This is a genomic window from Jonquetella anthropi DSM 22815 (assembly GCF_000237805.1).
GTDB classification, from domain to species: Bacteria; Synergistota; Synergistia; order Synergistales; family Dethiosulfovibrionaceae; genus Jonquetella; species Jonquetella anthropi.
In genome coordinates, this window is the sequence record NZ_CM001376.1 from 756,810 (window position 1) to 771,953 (window position 15,144).

Annotated in this window: 15 protein-coding genes; 14 read left to right on the forward strand and 1 reads right to left on the reverse strand. The window is 60.4% G+C overall.

Annotated elements, in window-relative coordinates; translation table 11 throughout:
• Positions 1 to 13 precede the first annotated feature (13 nt).
• Genes JONANDRAFT_RS03480 through JONANDRAFT_RS03525 form a run of 10 tightly spaced genes read left to right on the forward strand, consistent with a single transcriptional unit; the run spans position 14 to position 11,073 of the window.
• The gene (locus tag JONANDRAFT_RS03480) at positions 14 to 769 is read left to right on the forward strand and encodes a YebC/PmpR family DNA-binding transcriptional regulator (RefSeq protein ID WP_008520985.1); all 756 of its coding nucleotides are present in this window, start codon (positions 14 to 16) and stop codon (positions 767 to 769) included.
• The gene (gene ruvC, locus JONANDRAFT_RS03485) at positions 756 to 1,268 is read left to right on the forward strand and encodes a crossover junction endodeoxyribonuclease RuvC (protein WP_008522791.1); all 513 of its coding nucleotides are present in this window, start codon (positions 756 to 758) and stop codon (positions 1,266 to 1,268) included. The genes JONANDRAFT_RS03480 and ruvC overlap by 14 nt, the downstream gene beginning before the upstream one ends.
• A 5-nt stretch (positions 1,269 to 1,273) precedes the next feature.
• On the forward strand, positions 1,274 to 1,876 hold the full coding sequence (ruvA, locus tag JONANDRAFT_RS03490; RefSeq protein ID WP_008522793.1) for a Holliday junction branch migration protein RuvA: 603 nt from the start codon (positions 1,274 to 1,276) through the stop codon (positions 1,874 to 1,876).
• Positions 1,877 to 1,881: 5 nt separating this feature from the next.
• Positions 1,882 to 2,916, forward strand: coding sequence for a Holliday junction branch migration DNA helicase RuvB (ruvB, locus tag JONANDRAFT_RS03495; RefSeq protein WP_008522795.1), 1,035 nt, complete (start codon positions 1,882 to 1,884; stop codon positions 2,914 to 2,916).
• Positions 2,885 to 4,351 carry a SpoIID/LytB domain-containing protein gene (locus JONANDRAFT_RS03500; protein WP_008522797.1) on the forward strand — a complete coding sequence of 489 codons (1,467 nt, stop codon included), beginning with the start codon at positions 2,885 to 2,887 and terminating at the stop codon, positions 4,349 to 4,351. The genes ruvB and JONANDRAFT_RS03500 overlap by 32 nt, the downstream gene beginning before the upstream one ends.
• A complete protein-coding gene (gene queA / locus JONANDRAFT_RS03505; protein ID WP_008522798.1) occupies positions 4,348 to 5,433 on the forward strand; it encodes a tRNA preQ1(34) S-adenosylmethionine ribosyltransferase-isomerase QueA in 1,086 nt (361 codons plus the stop codon). The genes JONANDRAFT_RS03500 and queA overlap by 4 nt, the downstream gene beginning before the upstream one ends.
• Positions 5,434 to 5,442: 9 nt before the next feature.
• The gene (gene mltG / locus JONANDRAFT_RS03510; protein ID WP_008520997.1) at positions 5,443 to 6,501 is read left to right on the forward strand and encodes an endolytic transglycosylase MltG; all 1,059 of its coding nucleotides are present in this window, start codon (positions 5,443 to 5,445) and stop codon (positions 6,499 to 6,501) included.
• An 8-nt stretch (positions 6,502 to 6,509) separates the two neighbouring features.
• Positions 6,510 to 7,622 carry a GTPase gene (locus tag JONANDRAFT_RS03515; RefSeq protein ID WP_008522800.1) on the forward strand — a complete coding sequence of 371 codons (1,113 nt, stop codon included), beginning with the start codon at positions 6,510 to 6,512 and terminating at the stop codon, positions 7,620 to 7,622.
• Between the two features lie 39 nt (positions 7,623 to 7,661).
• Positions 7,662 to 10,370: a DNA translocase FtsK gene (locus JONANDRAFT_RS03520; RefSeq protein ID WP_008521001.1), complete on the forward strand. Its 2,709-nt coding sequence runs from the start codon at positions 7,662 to 7,664 to the stop codon at positions 10,368 to 10,370.
• Complete coding sequence (locus JONANDRAFT_RS03525; protein WP_008522802.1) at positions 10,357 to 11,073, forward strand: thiamine diphosphokinase; 717 nt, start codon at positions 10,357 to 10,359, stop codon at positions 11,071 to 11,073. The genes JONANDRAFT_RS03520 and JONANDRAFT_RS03525 overlap by 14 nt, the downstream gene beginning before the upstream one ends.
• Before the next feature lie 13 nt (positions 11,074 to 11,086).
• Here the strand turns inward: JONANDRAFT_RS03525 and rpmB are convergent, their stop codons facing one another.
• Complete coding sequence (gene rpmB, locus JONANDRAFT_RS03530) at positions 11,087 to 11,293, reverse strand: 50S ribosomal protein L28 (protein ID WP_008521004.1); 207 nt, start codon at positions 11,291 to 11,293, stop codon at positions 11,087 to 11,089.
• A 97-nt stretch (positions 11,294 to 11,390) separates the two neighbouring features.
• Between rpmB and xseB the strand changes: the two genes are divergently transcribed.
• Genes xseB through JONANDRAFT_RS03550 form a run of 4 tightly spaced genes read left to right on the forward strand, consistent with a single transcriptional unit; the run spans position 11,391 to position 15,131 of the window.
• A complete protein-coding gene (xseB, locus tag JONANDRAFT_RS03535) occupies positions 11,391 to 11,594 on the forward strand; it encodes an exodeoxyribonuclease VII small subunit (RefSeq protein ID WP_008521006.1) in 204 nt (67 codons plus the stop codon).
• 1 nt (position 11,595) lies between these two features.
• Positions 11,596 to 12,495 carry a polyprenyl synthetase family protein gene (locus JONANDRAFT_RS03540; RefSeq protein ID WP_008522804.1) on the forward strand — a complete coding sequence of 300 codons (900 nt, stop codon included), beginning with the start codon at positions 11,596 to 11,598 and terminating at the stop codon, positions 12,493 to 12,495.
• A gap of 1 nt (position 12,496) precedes the next feature.
• A complete protein-coding gene (dxs, locus tag JONANDRAFT_RS03545; protein WP_008522805.1) occupies positions 12,497 to 14,329 on the forward strand; it encodes a 1-deoxy-D-xylulose-5-phosphate synthase in 1,833 nt (610 codons plus the stop codon).
• A complete protein-coding gene (locus JONANDRAFT_RS03550; protein ID WP_008522807.1) occupies positions 14,322 to 15,131 on the forward strand; it encodes a TlyA family RNA methyltransferase in 810 nt (269 codons plus the stop codon). The genes dxs and JONANDRAFT_RS03550 overlap by 8 nt, the downstream gene beginning before the upstream one ends.
• The last annotated feature ends 13 nt before the right edge of the window (positions 15,132 to 15,144 follow it).

The following is a 15,144-nucleotide window of genomic DNA, read 5'->3' on the forward strand; positions in this document are numbered from 1 at the left end:
TGGGGTGATTAGAATGTCGGGACATTCAAAGTGGGCTAATATCAAGCACCGTAAAGCTGCTCAGGACGCAAAGCGCGGGAACCTGTTCCAGAAGCTCGTCAAAGCGATTATCATCGCGGCCAAGGACGGCGGCGGAGACCCGGCGATGAACGTTCGGCTGAAGGCCGCCATCGACCGGGCGAAGGCTGCCAGCGTACCGGCCAGCAACATCGACCGGGCGATTCAGCGCGGTACCGGCGAAATTGAAGGGGCGATGTACGAAGAGCTGACCTACGAGGGCTACGGCGTCGAGGGCGTCGCCCTTGTCGTGAGCGTTCTGACCGATAACCGGAACAGAACGACCCCGGAAATCCGTGCCATGTTGGAACACAACGGCGGCACGATGGGAACGTCCGGCAGTGTGATGTGGATGTTCGACAGAAAAGGCCAGATCACCATTGAGGGCAAAGTGGACGAGGACGAGCTGCTGAACGCCGCCCTTGAGGCCGGGGCTGATGACGTTGAGGTCGAGGAGGACAGCGCGCTCGTCACTACTGATCCTGCTTCACTATCCGACGTGGCCGAGTCGCTGAAAAAAGCCGGCTACAACGTCACTGAAGCCGAGCAGCCGCTGGTACCGAAGACCACCGTCACCATCTCAGAGGTCAACAAAGCCCGCAAGCTGATGAAGCTGATCGACCTGCTTGAGGGCCACGACGACGTGCAGGACGTGTACGCCAACTACGAATTCCCCGACGACGTTCAAGAAGCGCTTGATGCGGAGGAGTGATCCGCTCTGCTGTTTGGGCGTTGATCCGGGAATTGGCCGGATGGGGTATGGAGCAGTTGTTCAGCGCGGGGGCGAACTCCGCGCTGAAAGCTGTGGCTGCATAGAAACAAAGCCGGACAGAACTCTGCCCGAGCGCTTGAAGATCCTATATGACCAGCTGAGGGAGCAGATTGAACGCTGCTCCCCTCATTTTATGGCCGTCGAACGGCTTTATTTTGGGCACAACAGGACCACCGCTGAGGCTGTATGGCAGGCTCGTGGCGTTGTCTTGCTATTGGCCGCCCAGTTCGGTCTTGACGTGGTGGAGCCTAAACCGTCTGAAGCAAAGCTGACTGTTTGCGGCGACGGCAACGCCGAAAAACGGCAGGTTCAGGAAATGGTGCGGATTCTTCTGGGATTGAAAGAAATTCCCCGGCCTGATGACGCCGCGGACGCCCTGGCAATTTCCATGGCGGGACTGGCGCTGTACGGGCGAAAGCTGATGAGCGAAAGGGGCTGAGAGCTGTGCTGGCCAGCTTGAGAGGAACGGTCATTCTTTTGGAAGGATCATCCGCCGTCGTGGAGTGCGGCGGGCTGGGATTTCAGGTCCAGCTGACCCGCAAGGCGTTTGGTCTTTGCCGCGTCGGGGAGAGCGTGTTCCTTCAAACGTATCTTCAAGTTTCCGACGCGGGCATGAGCTTGTTCGGCTTCGCCGACGCGGCGGAACGGCAGGCGTTTGAACTACTCACAACGGTTAAAGGCGTCGGCGGAAAGCTGGCTATGACCGTCCTGCAAAGCCTTTCAGCTCAGGAAACGATCGCCGCGGTAGCTGCAGGCGACTCCAAAACTCTAACCGCCGTGCCGGGAATCGGGAAGAAAACCGCCGAACGAATTTGTTTTGAGCTGTCGGAGAAAATCGCCGGATCGTCCGAGTGGTCATCAGCGGACTTGACAGCCAAACTGCAGCACAGCGACGAGGTGATCGAAGCGCTTGAAAGCCTTGGGTTTGACCACGCGTCGTCCGTGCGGGCATATCAGCAGCTCTGTCAGGAACGCGGCGAACCGGCCAGCACTGAAGAGGCGATCTTCAACTGCTTGCGGCTTCTCAAGCCTATTGAGACGAGGTGAAGCAAATGGCCGATCCTGCTGAATTTGAGACTGGGCTGCCAGCCGGCGACGAAGAGGGCGGGCTGCGGCCGTTAACGCTCGCCGAGTTTAACGGCCAGAGCGAGATCAAAGAAAAGCTCTCCATTTACATGCAGGCGGCCCGGCTTCGCGGTGAGCCGCTGGATCACACGCTCTTCTACGGCCCTCCCGGGCTGGGCAAGACGACGCTTTCCGGGATTATCGCCCACGAAATGGGCGGTTCGCTGCGGGTGACCACCGGGCCAGCCTTGGAAAAACCCGGCGACTTGGCCGCCATCCTGACAAGCCTTCAGGACGGCGACGTTCTGTTTATCGACGAGATTCACCGCATGTCCATCAGCACCGAAGAGGTTCTTTACTCGGCGATGGAGGACTTCAGCATTCACTTGATCGTCGGCAAGGGGCCTCTGGCCCGCAACGTCACCGTTCCTATGCCGAAGTTCACCTTAGTTGGGGCGACGACTCGGCTGGGGCTGCTCAGCTCGCCGCTGCGCGCCCGGTTCGGCATTGTCGAGCAGCTTCGGCTGTACGACGAGTTGGAACTGTGCCAAATTCTTCAACGAGGCGCTGGGCTCTTAAACGTGTCCGCGTCCTCAGAGGGCCTTCGGGCCATAGCCAGACGGAGCCGAGGCACGCCCCGGGTCGCACTGCGGCTTCTTCGCCGCGTCCGCGATGTGGCTGACGTGACCGGGCAAGCGCAGATCGACGAGGCGCTGGTCTCCCAAGCGATGGATATGCTGGGCTTGGACGACCGGGGCTTTAACGCGGGAGATCGGCGAATTATAACGACGGTCGTCGAACTGTTCTCCGGCGGGCCGGTAGGGCTTTCGACGATTGCGGCGGCTTTGAACGAGGAACCGCAGACGATTGAGGACATCTACGAGCCGTATTTGATACAGCAGGGAATGATAGAGCGGACCCCCAGAGGTCGAAAGGCGACTGAAAAAGCGTATGAATATCTTGGACTTCCCGTTCCGCAGCCGGAAAACGATGAAGCGCAGCGTCTTCTTGACTTGGAGTAGCGTTGTAGCAGTTTTCCTGCTGGTTTGCAGTTCTCTTGCGGCGTTCGCGTCGCCGATTCGCGTCGGCCTAGCGGTCCGGCAAAGTCAGGCAGTCGTTGGCGGCTCGTCCTTAACCGCCTCCGACACCAAAGGGCACACGGTCTCTTTAGGCAGCTCGGCCACCGCGGTCTTTCGCTCCGGCAAGCTGACGGTAAACGGCAAAAAAATGATGCCGCCGGTGACGGTAAAGTCGGCCTCCCCGTTGTCCTACAAAGGCCGGCGGTACCTTGGAACGATGCAGTTCGTGGCCGCCGGCGGCGGACTGTCGGTCGTCAACGTGCTGGACGTGGAGCAGTACCTGCGCGGCGTCCTGAAAATGGAGGTTAATCCCGACTGGTCCAAAGAGGCCCTGCGCGCCCAAGCGATCATTTCCCGAACGTTTGCTCTGCGCAGTCAAGGACGGTTTGCCTCTCTCGGCTTTGACCTGTGCGACACGCCAACCAGCCAGGTTTACGGCGGTCTGAGCGCTGCCGATCCGAGGGTCGATCAGGTCGTCGCCTCGACGAAAGGAGAAGTCCTGACCTATGGCGGCGAGCTGGCTCAGACGTATTTTCACTCCGACAGCGGTGGAGCGACTGCCAGCTCTCAGGACGTCTGGGGCGGGTACGTTCCGTACCTTCAGACGGTCGTTGACCCATTCCCGACCGAGTCACGCCACGCGTCTTGGACGGTTCGGCTCACGTCGGCGCAGATTGCTGCCGCCTGCGCCCAACAGGGTATGAAAATCGGGCCGGTGAAGCGCCTGTCGATCATCGCCAGGGACAAGGCCGGCCGGCCGACGCTTCTGCGGCTTGACGGGACGCTAGGAAGCGTAACAATATCGTCGAACAAGTTCAGGAACATCATTGGCCCGACAGTCCTTCGGAGCACGTTCTTCTCGCCGGACGGCAACCTGCCGAAGGTTCTTGCCTCCGGAAGCGCCGCCAAGCCCCAAACCGAGACAGCCTTATCTCGGCCCAGCTCAGGCGAGGAGGATGTGGACCAGCAGATTCAGAACATCATCAGACAGAAGCTGCCCGACCAAGGGGCTTCAAGCTCTGAGAGTTCTGAGAACCGTCCTCTGACAGGCGACGAGCGAAGCCAGTGGAAGACGCTGCTGGATCAGGGGGCGTTTACCACCGATGAGCTGATCGACGTCCTGCTTCATCCGGAGCGCAAATCGTTTTACCTGAAAAAAGCCCTTGGGCAGACGCCTGTGACGCCTGCCGACCAGCCGCTGCCGACGGCGGCGGAAACGTTTACGGCCCACGACGGCGGGTTCGTCTTCGCCGGGCGGGGCAACGGGCACGGCGTTGGCTTATCCCAGTGGGAAGCGAAGGCCATGGCCGATCGGGGCTGGAATGCGGAGCGGATTTTGGCCTTTTTCTTCCCCGGAACGAAGGTGGAACGCCGATGAGCGCTGAAAAAGCGGGATTGGAATGCCGGCCTGCGGAAGAGACGCCCCACGAGCCGGACTTTTTCAGCGTTCAGACGTATCAGTACGATCTGCCTCAGGAGCAGATAGCCCAAGTACCCGTCAGTCCTCGGGACAGCTGCCGTCTGATGACGCTTGACCGCCGGACCGGACGAGTAGGGCATAAAGTTTTTCGCGACTTGCTTGACCTCCTGCGGCCGGATGACCTTCTCGTCCGCAACGACACGAGAGTGCTTGCGGGACGTCTGACCGGACGAAAGATTTCCGGCACGGCGGAGGTAGAAGTCCTGCTGCTCAGGCAGGAAAAAGAGAACACGTGGCAGGCGCTCGTTCGCCCCGGTCGCCGACTGCCGCCCGGAACGGAAGTTGACCTGCAGGGCGCCATCGCCGTGGTCGGCCCGTCGATCTCCGACGACGGGGTGAGGCTCGTTACGTTTTCTGAAGGATTGGACGTGAAAGCTTGGTGCGATCTTCACGGCCAAATGCCCCTGCCGCCGTACATTACCAGCCGGGAGTCGAAAAACGACGACTACCAGACCGTCTATGCCAAGGACGCAAACTCAGCCGCCGCTCCGACGGCGGGGCTTCATTTCACCGAGGGTCTGTTGGCCGCTATCAGAGAGAAAGGCGTTCAAATCCTCGACGTGACGCTGGAAGTGGGGCTGGGGACGTTTCGGCCGGTGAGTGAGCCGGACATCCGCCGGCACGTGATGCACTCCGAGCGCTGTCGGGTGCCTGCAGCAACGCTTGAAGCGATCCGCGCCGCCAAGTCTACCGGCCGACGAGTGATCGCCGTGGGCACGACGGTCGTTCGTACTCTCGAAGGGCTCTGGAGCACCGGGAAGGTCGATGACCGATGGTTTGAGACCCAGCTGTTCATCTATCCTGGATTTCACTATCAGGTGGTCGACGGGCTGATTACAAACTTTCACCTTCCCGGCAGCACGCTGATGATGCTCGTTTCGGCGTTCGGCGGGTACGAGCCGGTGATGGCGGCGTACCGCGAAGCGGTAGCGAAAGGGTATCGGTTTTTCTCTTTTGGAGACGCGATGTTCATCGTCTGAGGAGGCAACATGAAATATCCAGTTCTCGCGGCAGTTCTCCTTCTCGTCTCTGTCGTATTGCTCCTGTTTAAGAAGTCCCGCGCCGCAGGATTCGTTTGTCTTGCGGCTGGGGTTGGCTTGGGCGCGTTGAAGGTCCGGCTCAGCCAGTGGGAAGACTTTTTGGTCCGTCCGTTCAGTTCCTCGGCGGAGCCGGTGACGGTAACGTTCGAGGTCGGAGGGTCCGTTAAAGACTTTGCCTCTTTTCTCGCAACGAGGAATGTGGTGGCTGACGCCGGAAATCTGTGCTACTTTCTCAGCCTGTTCGGCGCTGACAGGCGCTTGGCCGCTGGCGGCTATTCGCTGCCCCCTGGGGCTTCATGGCAGGTTGCCAGACAGCTGGCAGACGCTCAGGCCGTTTTTCAACAGGCGACGATCGTTCCTGGGGCTTTCCCAGCTACCCCCTTGGGCGACGAGTGGAGCGCCGAGGATCAAGCGAATGCCCTGAAAGACGATTCTCTGTACCCAGAGGGACTGCGGGCTTTTTTGCCCACCGAACCGACGGCCCGGGCCGCATTCCTGCTGCCTGAAACGTACAGCCTGAGCGCGCGGGATCCCCGAGAGCTGGTAAAGGCCGCTTCGGCTGCGTGGTGGAGTCGGTTCGGCCAATTTGTTACGAGCGCGGATCAGGCGAAGAGGACGGCTATTATCGCCTCACTTCTGCAGCGGGAAGCTCAGGTTGACGCCGAATATCCGAAAGTCGCCGGCGTTGTCGAAAACCGGCTGAAAAAGAACATGTTCCTGCAGATTGACGCTTCTGTGGTGTACGCGTGGGCCCTGAAGGGGCAGAAGTTGACGCGGGTGCTGTACCGGCATCTTGACGTGGACTCTCCCTACAACACCTACAAGCATAAGGGGCTTCCGCCCGGCCCAATCTGTGTGCCATCCAGTGCTGCGTGGGCCGGAGCGTTTGAGCCGGAAAAGAACGACTTCCTGTACTACGTCGCTGACGGCAAGGGAACTCACACGTTCAGCAAGACAGAAAAAGAACATCTTGAGGCTGTTCAGCGCTATCGGGCGCTGCAGAAATGAGGTATGACATGGACGAACGACGCTGTCCCGGATGCGGCGCGCTTTTTCAGAGCGACCGAAGCGACCTGCCGGGTTTTATTCCGTCCGGTCTCGCGGTAACGGACAAGACGGTTTGTCGGCGGTGCTTTCGGCTTCGTCACTATGGCGAAGGGAACAAGGCGCCGGTCAACGATCTGCTTCTGGAACCCCAGATTCGTGCGGCTGCCGCTTCGGCTGCCGCTGTTTTTCTCGTTTGCGACGCGCTGAGCGCCGACAGGGCTCTGGACGGCTTCGAGTGGCTGGACGGCGTTTCCTGCCCGGTAACGCTCTTGGTGACGAAGGCCGATTTGGTCGAGCCGTACCTTGACAGGTCGGCGCTCGGCCTTTGGGTCAGCGAGGCGACCGGCGTGCCGTTCGAGCAGATTCAAGTTCTGTCAGGGCTCAAAAATTCCGATCTGAGAAACTTTCGTCTGCGCCTGCAGGACGTTTTCTCGTCCGGCGATCGGCTGCTGTTCTTGGGGAAAACGAACGCCGGCAAAAGTACCATTTTGTCGTCCATGCTCCGAGGCGGAAGCGGCCCGACCGTTTCTGCCATGCCTGGAACGACGGTCGGACTGTGCGAGTATCAGCTGGAAGGCGGGATCGTGCTTCTCGACGCTCCGGGCTTGAAATCGCACGACTCGCTGCTTCCGGCACTGTGCCCCCAGTGCCTGATGGCCCTGACGCCCAAACGGCGGCTGGTCTGTCAAGAGCTGACCCTCAAAGAGGGAAGCGCCCTCTGCTTCGGTGGACTGGGGCGGGCTGCGGTTGTCGACGGCGGCGAGCGCGGCTGGCTGCGTGCTGTGGCGGTCGCGCCGGAAGGCGTCACGATTCATCAGACGTCGGCTGAGAAGGCTGAGGAGCTTATTGCTGCGGCCCGGACCGATTTGTTGTCGCCACCGTGCCGAACGTGTTACGATACATTAAGTCGGCTGCCGGTCAGGCGGGACGAGTTTGCCCTGTACCCCGGGTTGGATCTTGTCGTGGGGGGCGTTGGCTGGCTGGCTGTGACAAGCGGGCACGGAAGGATTCGCCTTTCCGGGCCGGATCCCCTGCACGGATTCCTGCGGAAACAGCTGATTCACTTCAGCGCAAGGCGATGACGAGTTGTTGAAACTGATTGGCGAGGAGGCCTTGGCCGGATGAACCTTTTTTCAAGCAAAAAACCGTACGCGGTGCGGCGGCCCAAACGGCGCCGTCCCAAGGACTTCGATCCTAAAAGTCTTCTTCGTCTGGGGCAGTTTATATTGGCCGCGCTGGCAATTTACACTCTGGCGTCCCTTTTTGCTCTTGGGACTGGACCGCTTGGGGAAAACATTTCAAGCAAACTGGTTGGCGTCTTCGGTGTGGGGATCGTCCTGCCGCTGGTTCACCTGCTGTACCAGCTGATCTGCGCGGCTGCCGGCCGAAAAGTTGACAGAAGCCTGCGCCAGTGGCTTGGAACGATTTTTGCGTATTTAGCCATCACGCTGCTGCTGACGCTGCTGTATCGGGAGGGCATTGGCCAGCAGGTCGGTCTCCTTTCGCCCGGAGCAGTTGGCAAGGCGATGGTCTCCCTTTTTCGCAGCACAATCGGCGCGTTGGGCGCGACGCTTGCCGGTCTCCTGTTGGTCGTCGCCGCGTTTTGTCAGTACGGCCATCTCTCGACGGACCGGGTGAACCGTTTCCGAACGGCGCTTGGCAGTCTGTCGCTGCGCCGGCTTAAAAGCCTCGTAGAGGACGAGGCTGCCGAGGACGATAGCTCACAGCTGAGTGTCCCGTCTGTGACAGTTTCTGACCCAGTCGTCCAAGACGAGCCGGCAGAAGACGAGGTCGATTTTCCTAGGAGCATTGATGAGGAACACGAGCCGTCTCTGCCGGACGTTTCAGAGACGGAAGCGGAAGGGCCTGACGAGATTCCTCAGGTCCCGCTGCCTTCGCGGCGCGGCTTTTTTGCGGCGCTGTTTCACCGTCGGGCCAAGGTGGACGTGGAAGCGGTCAAGCGGGCGATGAACCCGTCTCATGACAGGCCAATCGACATGTCCGACGTCGGCCTCGAGGAAAACGAGCCGCCTGCGGAGCCTGATGTGTCTGAACCGGTTTCTTTTCCGAACGTTTTCCCGAACGTTGAAGAAGAGCCGCTGAATGTGGAGAGCGAAGAGCCCCAGCCTGAGAAAACGGCCTCAGAGGTCAGGCGGGACGAGCCTTTCGGCTTTGCCCACTCAGGCGCCGGAGCAAACGGCGGTCGGGCGCTGGAGGTTGGCCGGGACGTCATGGCCGTTTCGGGCAAGTCATGGAAGCGGGACGGAGCGTCTGGCGACGCGCTGCACGAAACCCCTCCGACGCCTCAGGTGGTGCTCGACGCCGACGCGCCGATTATCGGAACTGGCGCTCTGAAAACATCTCAGCCGGCAGGCGACGAAGAGGCAGCTTCTGCCGGGGCTTTCCCGCCGCCGCTGGACCTGCTGGGGCCGTCGTCGCCGGGCGTCTCTGCCAGCGAGAACAGCGCGGCGCTTGACCAAGGGAGCGACGTTATCGAGGCGCTTTCCAATTTCGGGGTCGAAGCGACGCTGGCTCACACGATCGTCGGGCCAACGGTCATTCAGTACCAAATCCAGCTGGCGCCGGGCATAAAAGTGAGCAAGGTGTCGGCTTTGGAAGCCGACATTGCCGTGGCGCTTGCCGTGCCGGCAATTCGCGTTGAAGCGCCTGTCCCCGGGACGACCTACGTGGGCATTGAACTGCCCAACCCGCGCCGCCGGACCGTTCCTCTGAGGACGGTCCTGGAAAGCGAGGCGTTTCAGAAGACAAAACTGTCGTTGCCTTTGCCGCTGGGACAGACCGTCGACGGGCGCATTCTGATCACAGGACTGGAAGAGCTGCCTCACCTGCTCGTCGCTGGGACAACCGGCTCAGGCAAAAGCATTTTTATCAACAACTGTATTACCGCCCTGTGCTATCACAACAAGCCAAGCGACCTGCGGTTCATCATGGTGGACCCCAAACGGGTTGAGATGGCGTTCTACGAGCATTTGCCCCACATTCTGAGCAAGCCGATCGTCACGCCCCAGTCGGCGGTTGACGCGCTCGGTTGGGCTGTCCGCGAGATGGAGAATCGGTACGAGACGTTCTCAGCGGCTCGGGCCCGGCACCTGGAGTCGTACAACTCCAAAGTGCTCCCAAAGGACAGACTGCCTCACATCGTCATCATCGTGGACGAGTTAGCTGACCTGATGATGACGGCCCAGAAGGAAGTGGAAGAGTACATCGCCCGGTTGGCCCAGATGGCTCGCGCGACGGGAATTCACCTGATTTTGGCGACACAGAGACCGTCGGTGAACGTCATCACCGGCACCATCAAGGCGAATATCCCCGCGCGGGTCGCCTTCTCTCTGCCGTCAGTGGCAGACAGCCGAACCATTCTCGACGTGTCTGGGGCTCAGCACCTGCTTGGAAAGGGCGACATGCTGTTCATCAGCAGTCGCCACCCCCGTCCGCTTCGGATTCAATCGCCGTTTATGGACGAGGCCACGAACATTCGGGTCGTCGACTACCTGCGGAACGCGTTCGGCGAGCCGGAGTACGTCGAGTTGGGCGAGCAGGGCGGCAGCAGCTCGGGTCCGTCCGAGAACGGGGCCTTCCTCGACGAGCCGCGCCTTGCCGAGGCGGTCGCTATTGTTTTGGGAACCGGCATAGCCTCTTCCAGCCGGCTACAGCGTCAAATGCGGGTCGGCTTTACCCGCGCGGCCAGAATGATTGACAGCATGGAACTGTTGGGAATCGTCGGGCCGGCTGACGGATCCAAGCCGAGGGAAATTCTTGTGGACGAAGTCGAAGCCGACGAGATCCTGAACCGTCATGGAATCCGGTAGCCTGAATCTGGGCTGGGTCTCTTTCGCGTCCCTGCCCAGTCGGTGGAATTTGGCCGTGTTGGGAGGCCGAAGACCTGATCCCTCGTGGCTGAAACTCGCCGCGTCGGGGGCCGAAAAAGTCTGGGCGGCCGACGCCGGGGTTGCTTACGCGCTGGCCGCTGGGATAGAGTCTCATCGGGCGATCGGCGATTTTGACAGCCTGAAGGATCCTCAGTCTATTGAATGGCTTGCGGGCCACCCAGAACGGGCGGCCCGGTTCCCGGTAGAGAAGGACCTGACGGATTTTCAGATCGTCCTAGAAGAAATTCCGCCGGACCTGCCGCTGGTCGTGACCGGCTTTTGGGGCGGCCGATTTGATCACCTGTACTGCAACGTCTTCAGCCTGATGGGCTGGCAAGGGTCTGAGGCTGTTCGGGTTGCCTGCGACGAGAGGGAATGCATGGCGCTTTTAGGCCCCCGCGGGAGCCTGACAGTTTCGTTTGACGGTGAACCCGCCGCCGTCTCGTTGCTCGCGCTGACAGAGCAGGTGAGCGGTGTGAGAACGGACGGTCTGTACTGGACGCCTCAGCCCGAACTCAAGATGACGTTTCCCTACACGGTAAGCAATAAAACAACAGGGAGACCCTTTCGGGTCTCCCTGGAGAGCGGATGGCTTGGCGTGTATCTCTGTAGCAGAGAAAACGCGTTAGTCTCCGATCGTTAACGTTTTAGGCTGGTTAGGCACTGACAGTAGCGGCACGCTTAACCTTGCCCGAGCGAAGGCAGTGAGCGCAGATTTTCATCTTCCTCGTTTCGCCTGCGCCAAGGTCGACGCGCACGTTCTGCAGGTTGATCTGCCAGCGGCGGCGTGTTCTACGGTGGGAATGGCTGATCTGGTTGCCCGTTGCGGGGCCACGGCCACAGCAATCACAAACCTTGGACATGAAGACACCCTCCTTTGCTCGAGTGATCAGTACGACTGAAGAATTGTACCATAACAGACCGCAGATGAGCAAACTTTTTCGTAAGTAGGTGAAGACGATGACGTACACCCAAAAAACAGAGCGGCTTGAAGAGATCCTTCGGAGCCTTCAGAAAGGATCAATATCCCTTGAGGAGTCCCTGAGCCTGTACGAGGAAGCTCAAAAACTTCTGGAAGAGTGCCGCGCGTTCCTGCGTGAAACTGAGGGGAAAATCACGTATCTGCCTGAAGATCAGGGAGCTGGAACCAAGGAGGCCGACTAAAGTGGCTCAAAAATTTGAAGATCTGTTGGCTGTCAGATCCGAGTGGTTCACCAATCGGATGAAGTCGTTCCTAAACGCCCGGCCGGACAACGTGCCGCCGCGGCTTTGGGAGGCCATGTGCTACTCGCTGGAGGCTGGCGGCAAGCGGATTCGTCCTGTGCTGTGCCAAGAAGGGGCCCGATTGGCCGGCGTCAAGGCAGAAGACACGTTCCCCATGGCGCTGGCGCTGGAAATGGTTCACACGGCGTCGCTCATTCACGACGATCTGCCGTGCATGGACAACGACAGCCTGCGCCGCGGGAAGCCGACCAATCACTCGGTTTTCGGTGAAAGCCTAGCTTTGTTGGCCGGCGACGCCCTGCTGTGCTTCGGATTCCAAACCGCACTTGAGGGGCTGAAAGCCCGTAAAATCGAGACGAAACGGGTCGTCCGCGCGATGGAACTTTTCGCGTCCGCCCTGGGGCCTCAGGGGATGTGTGGCGGACAAACGCTTGACACAGACCTCCAGAGCAGGGCGTCATGCGACCTGCCGTTTGTTCAGTCAATGGCGTCGGGTAAGACGATGGCGCTTATTCGCTGCTCGGTGCTGTGCGGACTCTGCCTTGGCGAGCGGGGAGACGCGCTGACGGAGCGGCTGGACGAGTACGGCCGCCGTCTCGGCTTGGCCTTCCAGATTGCCGACGACCTGCTGGACGCGACGGCGACGACTGAAGAGGCGGGGAAAACGACAGGCAAGGACGAAGAGCAGGACAAAGCCACGTTTGTCTGCGTTTTGGGAGTGGACGGCGCGAAAGCGCGGCTGAAAGAGGAGACCGATGCGGCAGTCGCTGCGGTAAAAGACCTGCCGTCGCCGGACTTCCTTATCGGTTTGGCAAAATACTTGGAGAGCCGCTCAAAGTAGCATGACGGTTCTCGATTCTATCCGCGGCCCTGCGGACGTCCGCGCTCTTCCGCCGGGGAGCCTAGCCGATCTGTGCGGTGATCTGCGCGCGAAAATAATCACGACGGTACGAAAAAACGGCGGGCATCTGGCGTCGTCTCTCGGCGCCGTGGAGCTCATCGTGGCACTTTTGCGCCAGTACGATCCCGAAGAGGACCGGGTTATTTTTGACGTTGGGCACCAGACCTACGCGTGGAAGCTTTTGACGGGGCGCCGCGAACAGTTTGACACTCTCCGGACTGAAGGCGGGCTGAGCGGCTTCCCAAAGCGGTCAGAAAGCCGGTTCGATCACTTTGACACCGGCCACAGCAGCACGGCGCTGTCTGCCGCGCTGGGGTACGCGGCCGCCCGGGATTTACTGGGACAAAATCACCAAGTCGTAGCGGTCGTCGGCGACGGCGCGATGATTAACGGCATGTCGTTGGAAGCTCTCAATCACGCCGGAGCCCTGCAGACGCGAATTACCTGCGTGCTCAACGACAACGGCATCTCAATTAGCCCGCGAGTCGGCGGGCTGGCTCTGCACTTGGCCGCCCTGAGCGCCTCGCCGTTTTATCGCCGGGCCAAACGAACTGTCAAAGGACTGTGCGGCTCGCTTCCGCTGGGGCGCCGGATTGAATCGGGGCTAGAGCGGTTCCGAAACCGGGTGAAAGAACTTCTGTCCAGACCAAACCTGTTCGATGATATGGGGTGGACCTACTGGGGGCCGTTTGACGGTCACGACATCGAGCGGATGGAAGAAGTCTTTCGGTTGGCGCACTTGTACGAGAAGCCGCTGTTGATCCATCTTGTGACGAAAAAGGGGAAAGGAGATCCGGACTGTGAGTCGGCTCCGGTGAAAAATCACGGTGTCGGCCCGGCCAGACCCGTAGGGGTTCCCAAGCGCGAAAGCTGGAGCAGCGCGGTGGCCGCTGAGGTGACGCGGCGGGCTGCTTTAGACAAGCGGATTGTGGCGATTACTCCGGCGATGGGAGAGGGCTCCTGTCTGGGCGAATTTGCCGCCCGGTTCCCGTCCCGCTTCTTCGACGTGGGCATTGCGGAAGAACACGCCATGACCTTGGCGGCCGGCATGGCCGCCGGAGGCCTTCGGCCGTTCGTGTTCATTTACTCGACGTTCCTTCAAAGGGCCGCAGACCAGTTGGTCCACGACGTGGCCCTTCAAAAGCTGCCGGTCGTGCTGGCGATCGACCGGGCTGGCTTCGTCGGCGAGGACGGGGAAACTCATCAGGGATTCTTCGACCTGTCGTGGTGTTCGTCGATTCCTGGCCTGCAGATGTGGGCTCCAGCTGACCGTCGTTCCATGGAATGGGTCGTCGGAAAATCTTTGGCGACCGACGCTCCTTTTGCATTTCGATTCCCCCGCGGCGCGGTGGAGGATGACCTTCTTGGCGACAGCCGGCGAACCGAAGACGGGCTGTCCGTCCTGAGCAAGGGAAGTCAGTGGGCCGTCTTGGCGGTAGGCAGTGACGTCTCGTTGGCCCTTGAGGCTCGAGGCTTGGCCATTCAGAAAGGCGTTCCTGCTCCTGACGTGGCCTGTCTGGAACGGATTTCGCCACTTCCTGAAAAAGCGCTGACGGATTTTTGCTCGGCCTACCAACGGGTCGTGACAATAGAAAGCGGCTATGTCAGAGGTGGGGTTGGCCAGCAAGTCGCCTGCTGCGTTGCCCGAGCTGGCTCGTCACCTCAGTTCGTCCAGTTAGGGGTTCCGGAGGTTTTCGTGCGCCACGCGCCTCAAGCGCGGCAACGCGAGTCAGTCGGTCTGTGCCCCGAACGCATTTTGGACTCTCATGTCTAAAGCCGATCGTCCCGTCCGGCTTGACCGTCGGCTCGTGAGGGAGCACTTCGCGTCCACTGACGAGGAGGCTCGGCTGCTCATCTCTTCTGGGCTCGTCCTCGTCGAAGGGCGGGCGGTTGACTCTCCGGATTGTCAGGTGAAGCCAACCGCGTCTGTCAAGGTGATCGGCCAGTCGTCTCAGTGGGTCAGCCGAGGAGCTTATAAGCTGCTGACGGCGCTTGACGCCTTCAATATTGATCTGACCGGTGCCGTCTGTCTTGACGTGGGCGCTTCGACCGGCGGCTTCACTCACGTCATGCTGACCCGTGGGGCCAGTCGGGTATACGCCCTCGACGTCGGCTACGGCCAGCTGGCCTGGTCGCTCCGGCAGGATCAGCGCGTGACGGTTATGGACCGGCGCAACGCCCGTGAAATGGTTCCTGAGTGGTTTGAGGCGGCCCCGTCGTTCGCGGCGACCGACGCGTCGTTTATCTCCCTGACGGCCCTGTTGGAACCGATGTGCGGCGTTCTGCCGGACGGCGGACGTGCTGTCGTCCTCGTCAAACCGCAGTTCGAGCTGCCGCCAGCTCTGGTAGATTCTGGCGGAGTGGTGACCGAACCGGAACTGCACTTGGCCGCGCTGGAAAAAGTTCGCCGCTTTGCGGCGGAGCACACTGACTTCGGCTTAGTCGGAGCGGTTCCTTCCAGAATTTTGGGGACGAAGGGGAACCGGGAGTTTCTCTTTTACCTGATTCGCGGCGCAAAGAACGCGGAAATTGATATGCCGGCGCTCGTGACAGCGAACGGCACTTCTGCCCAATGATCGGAGGCGGCAC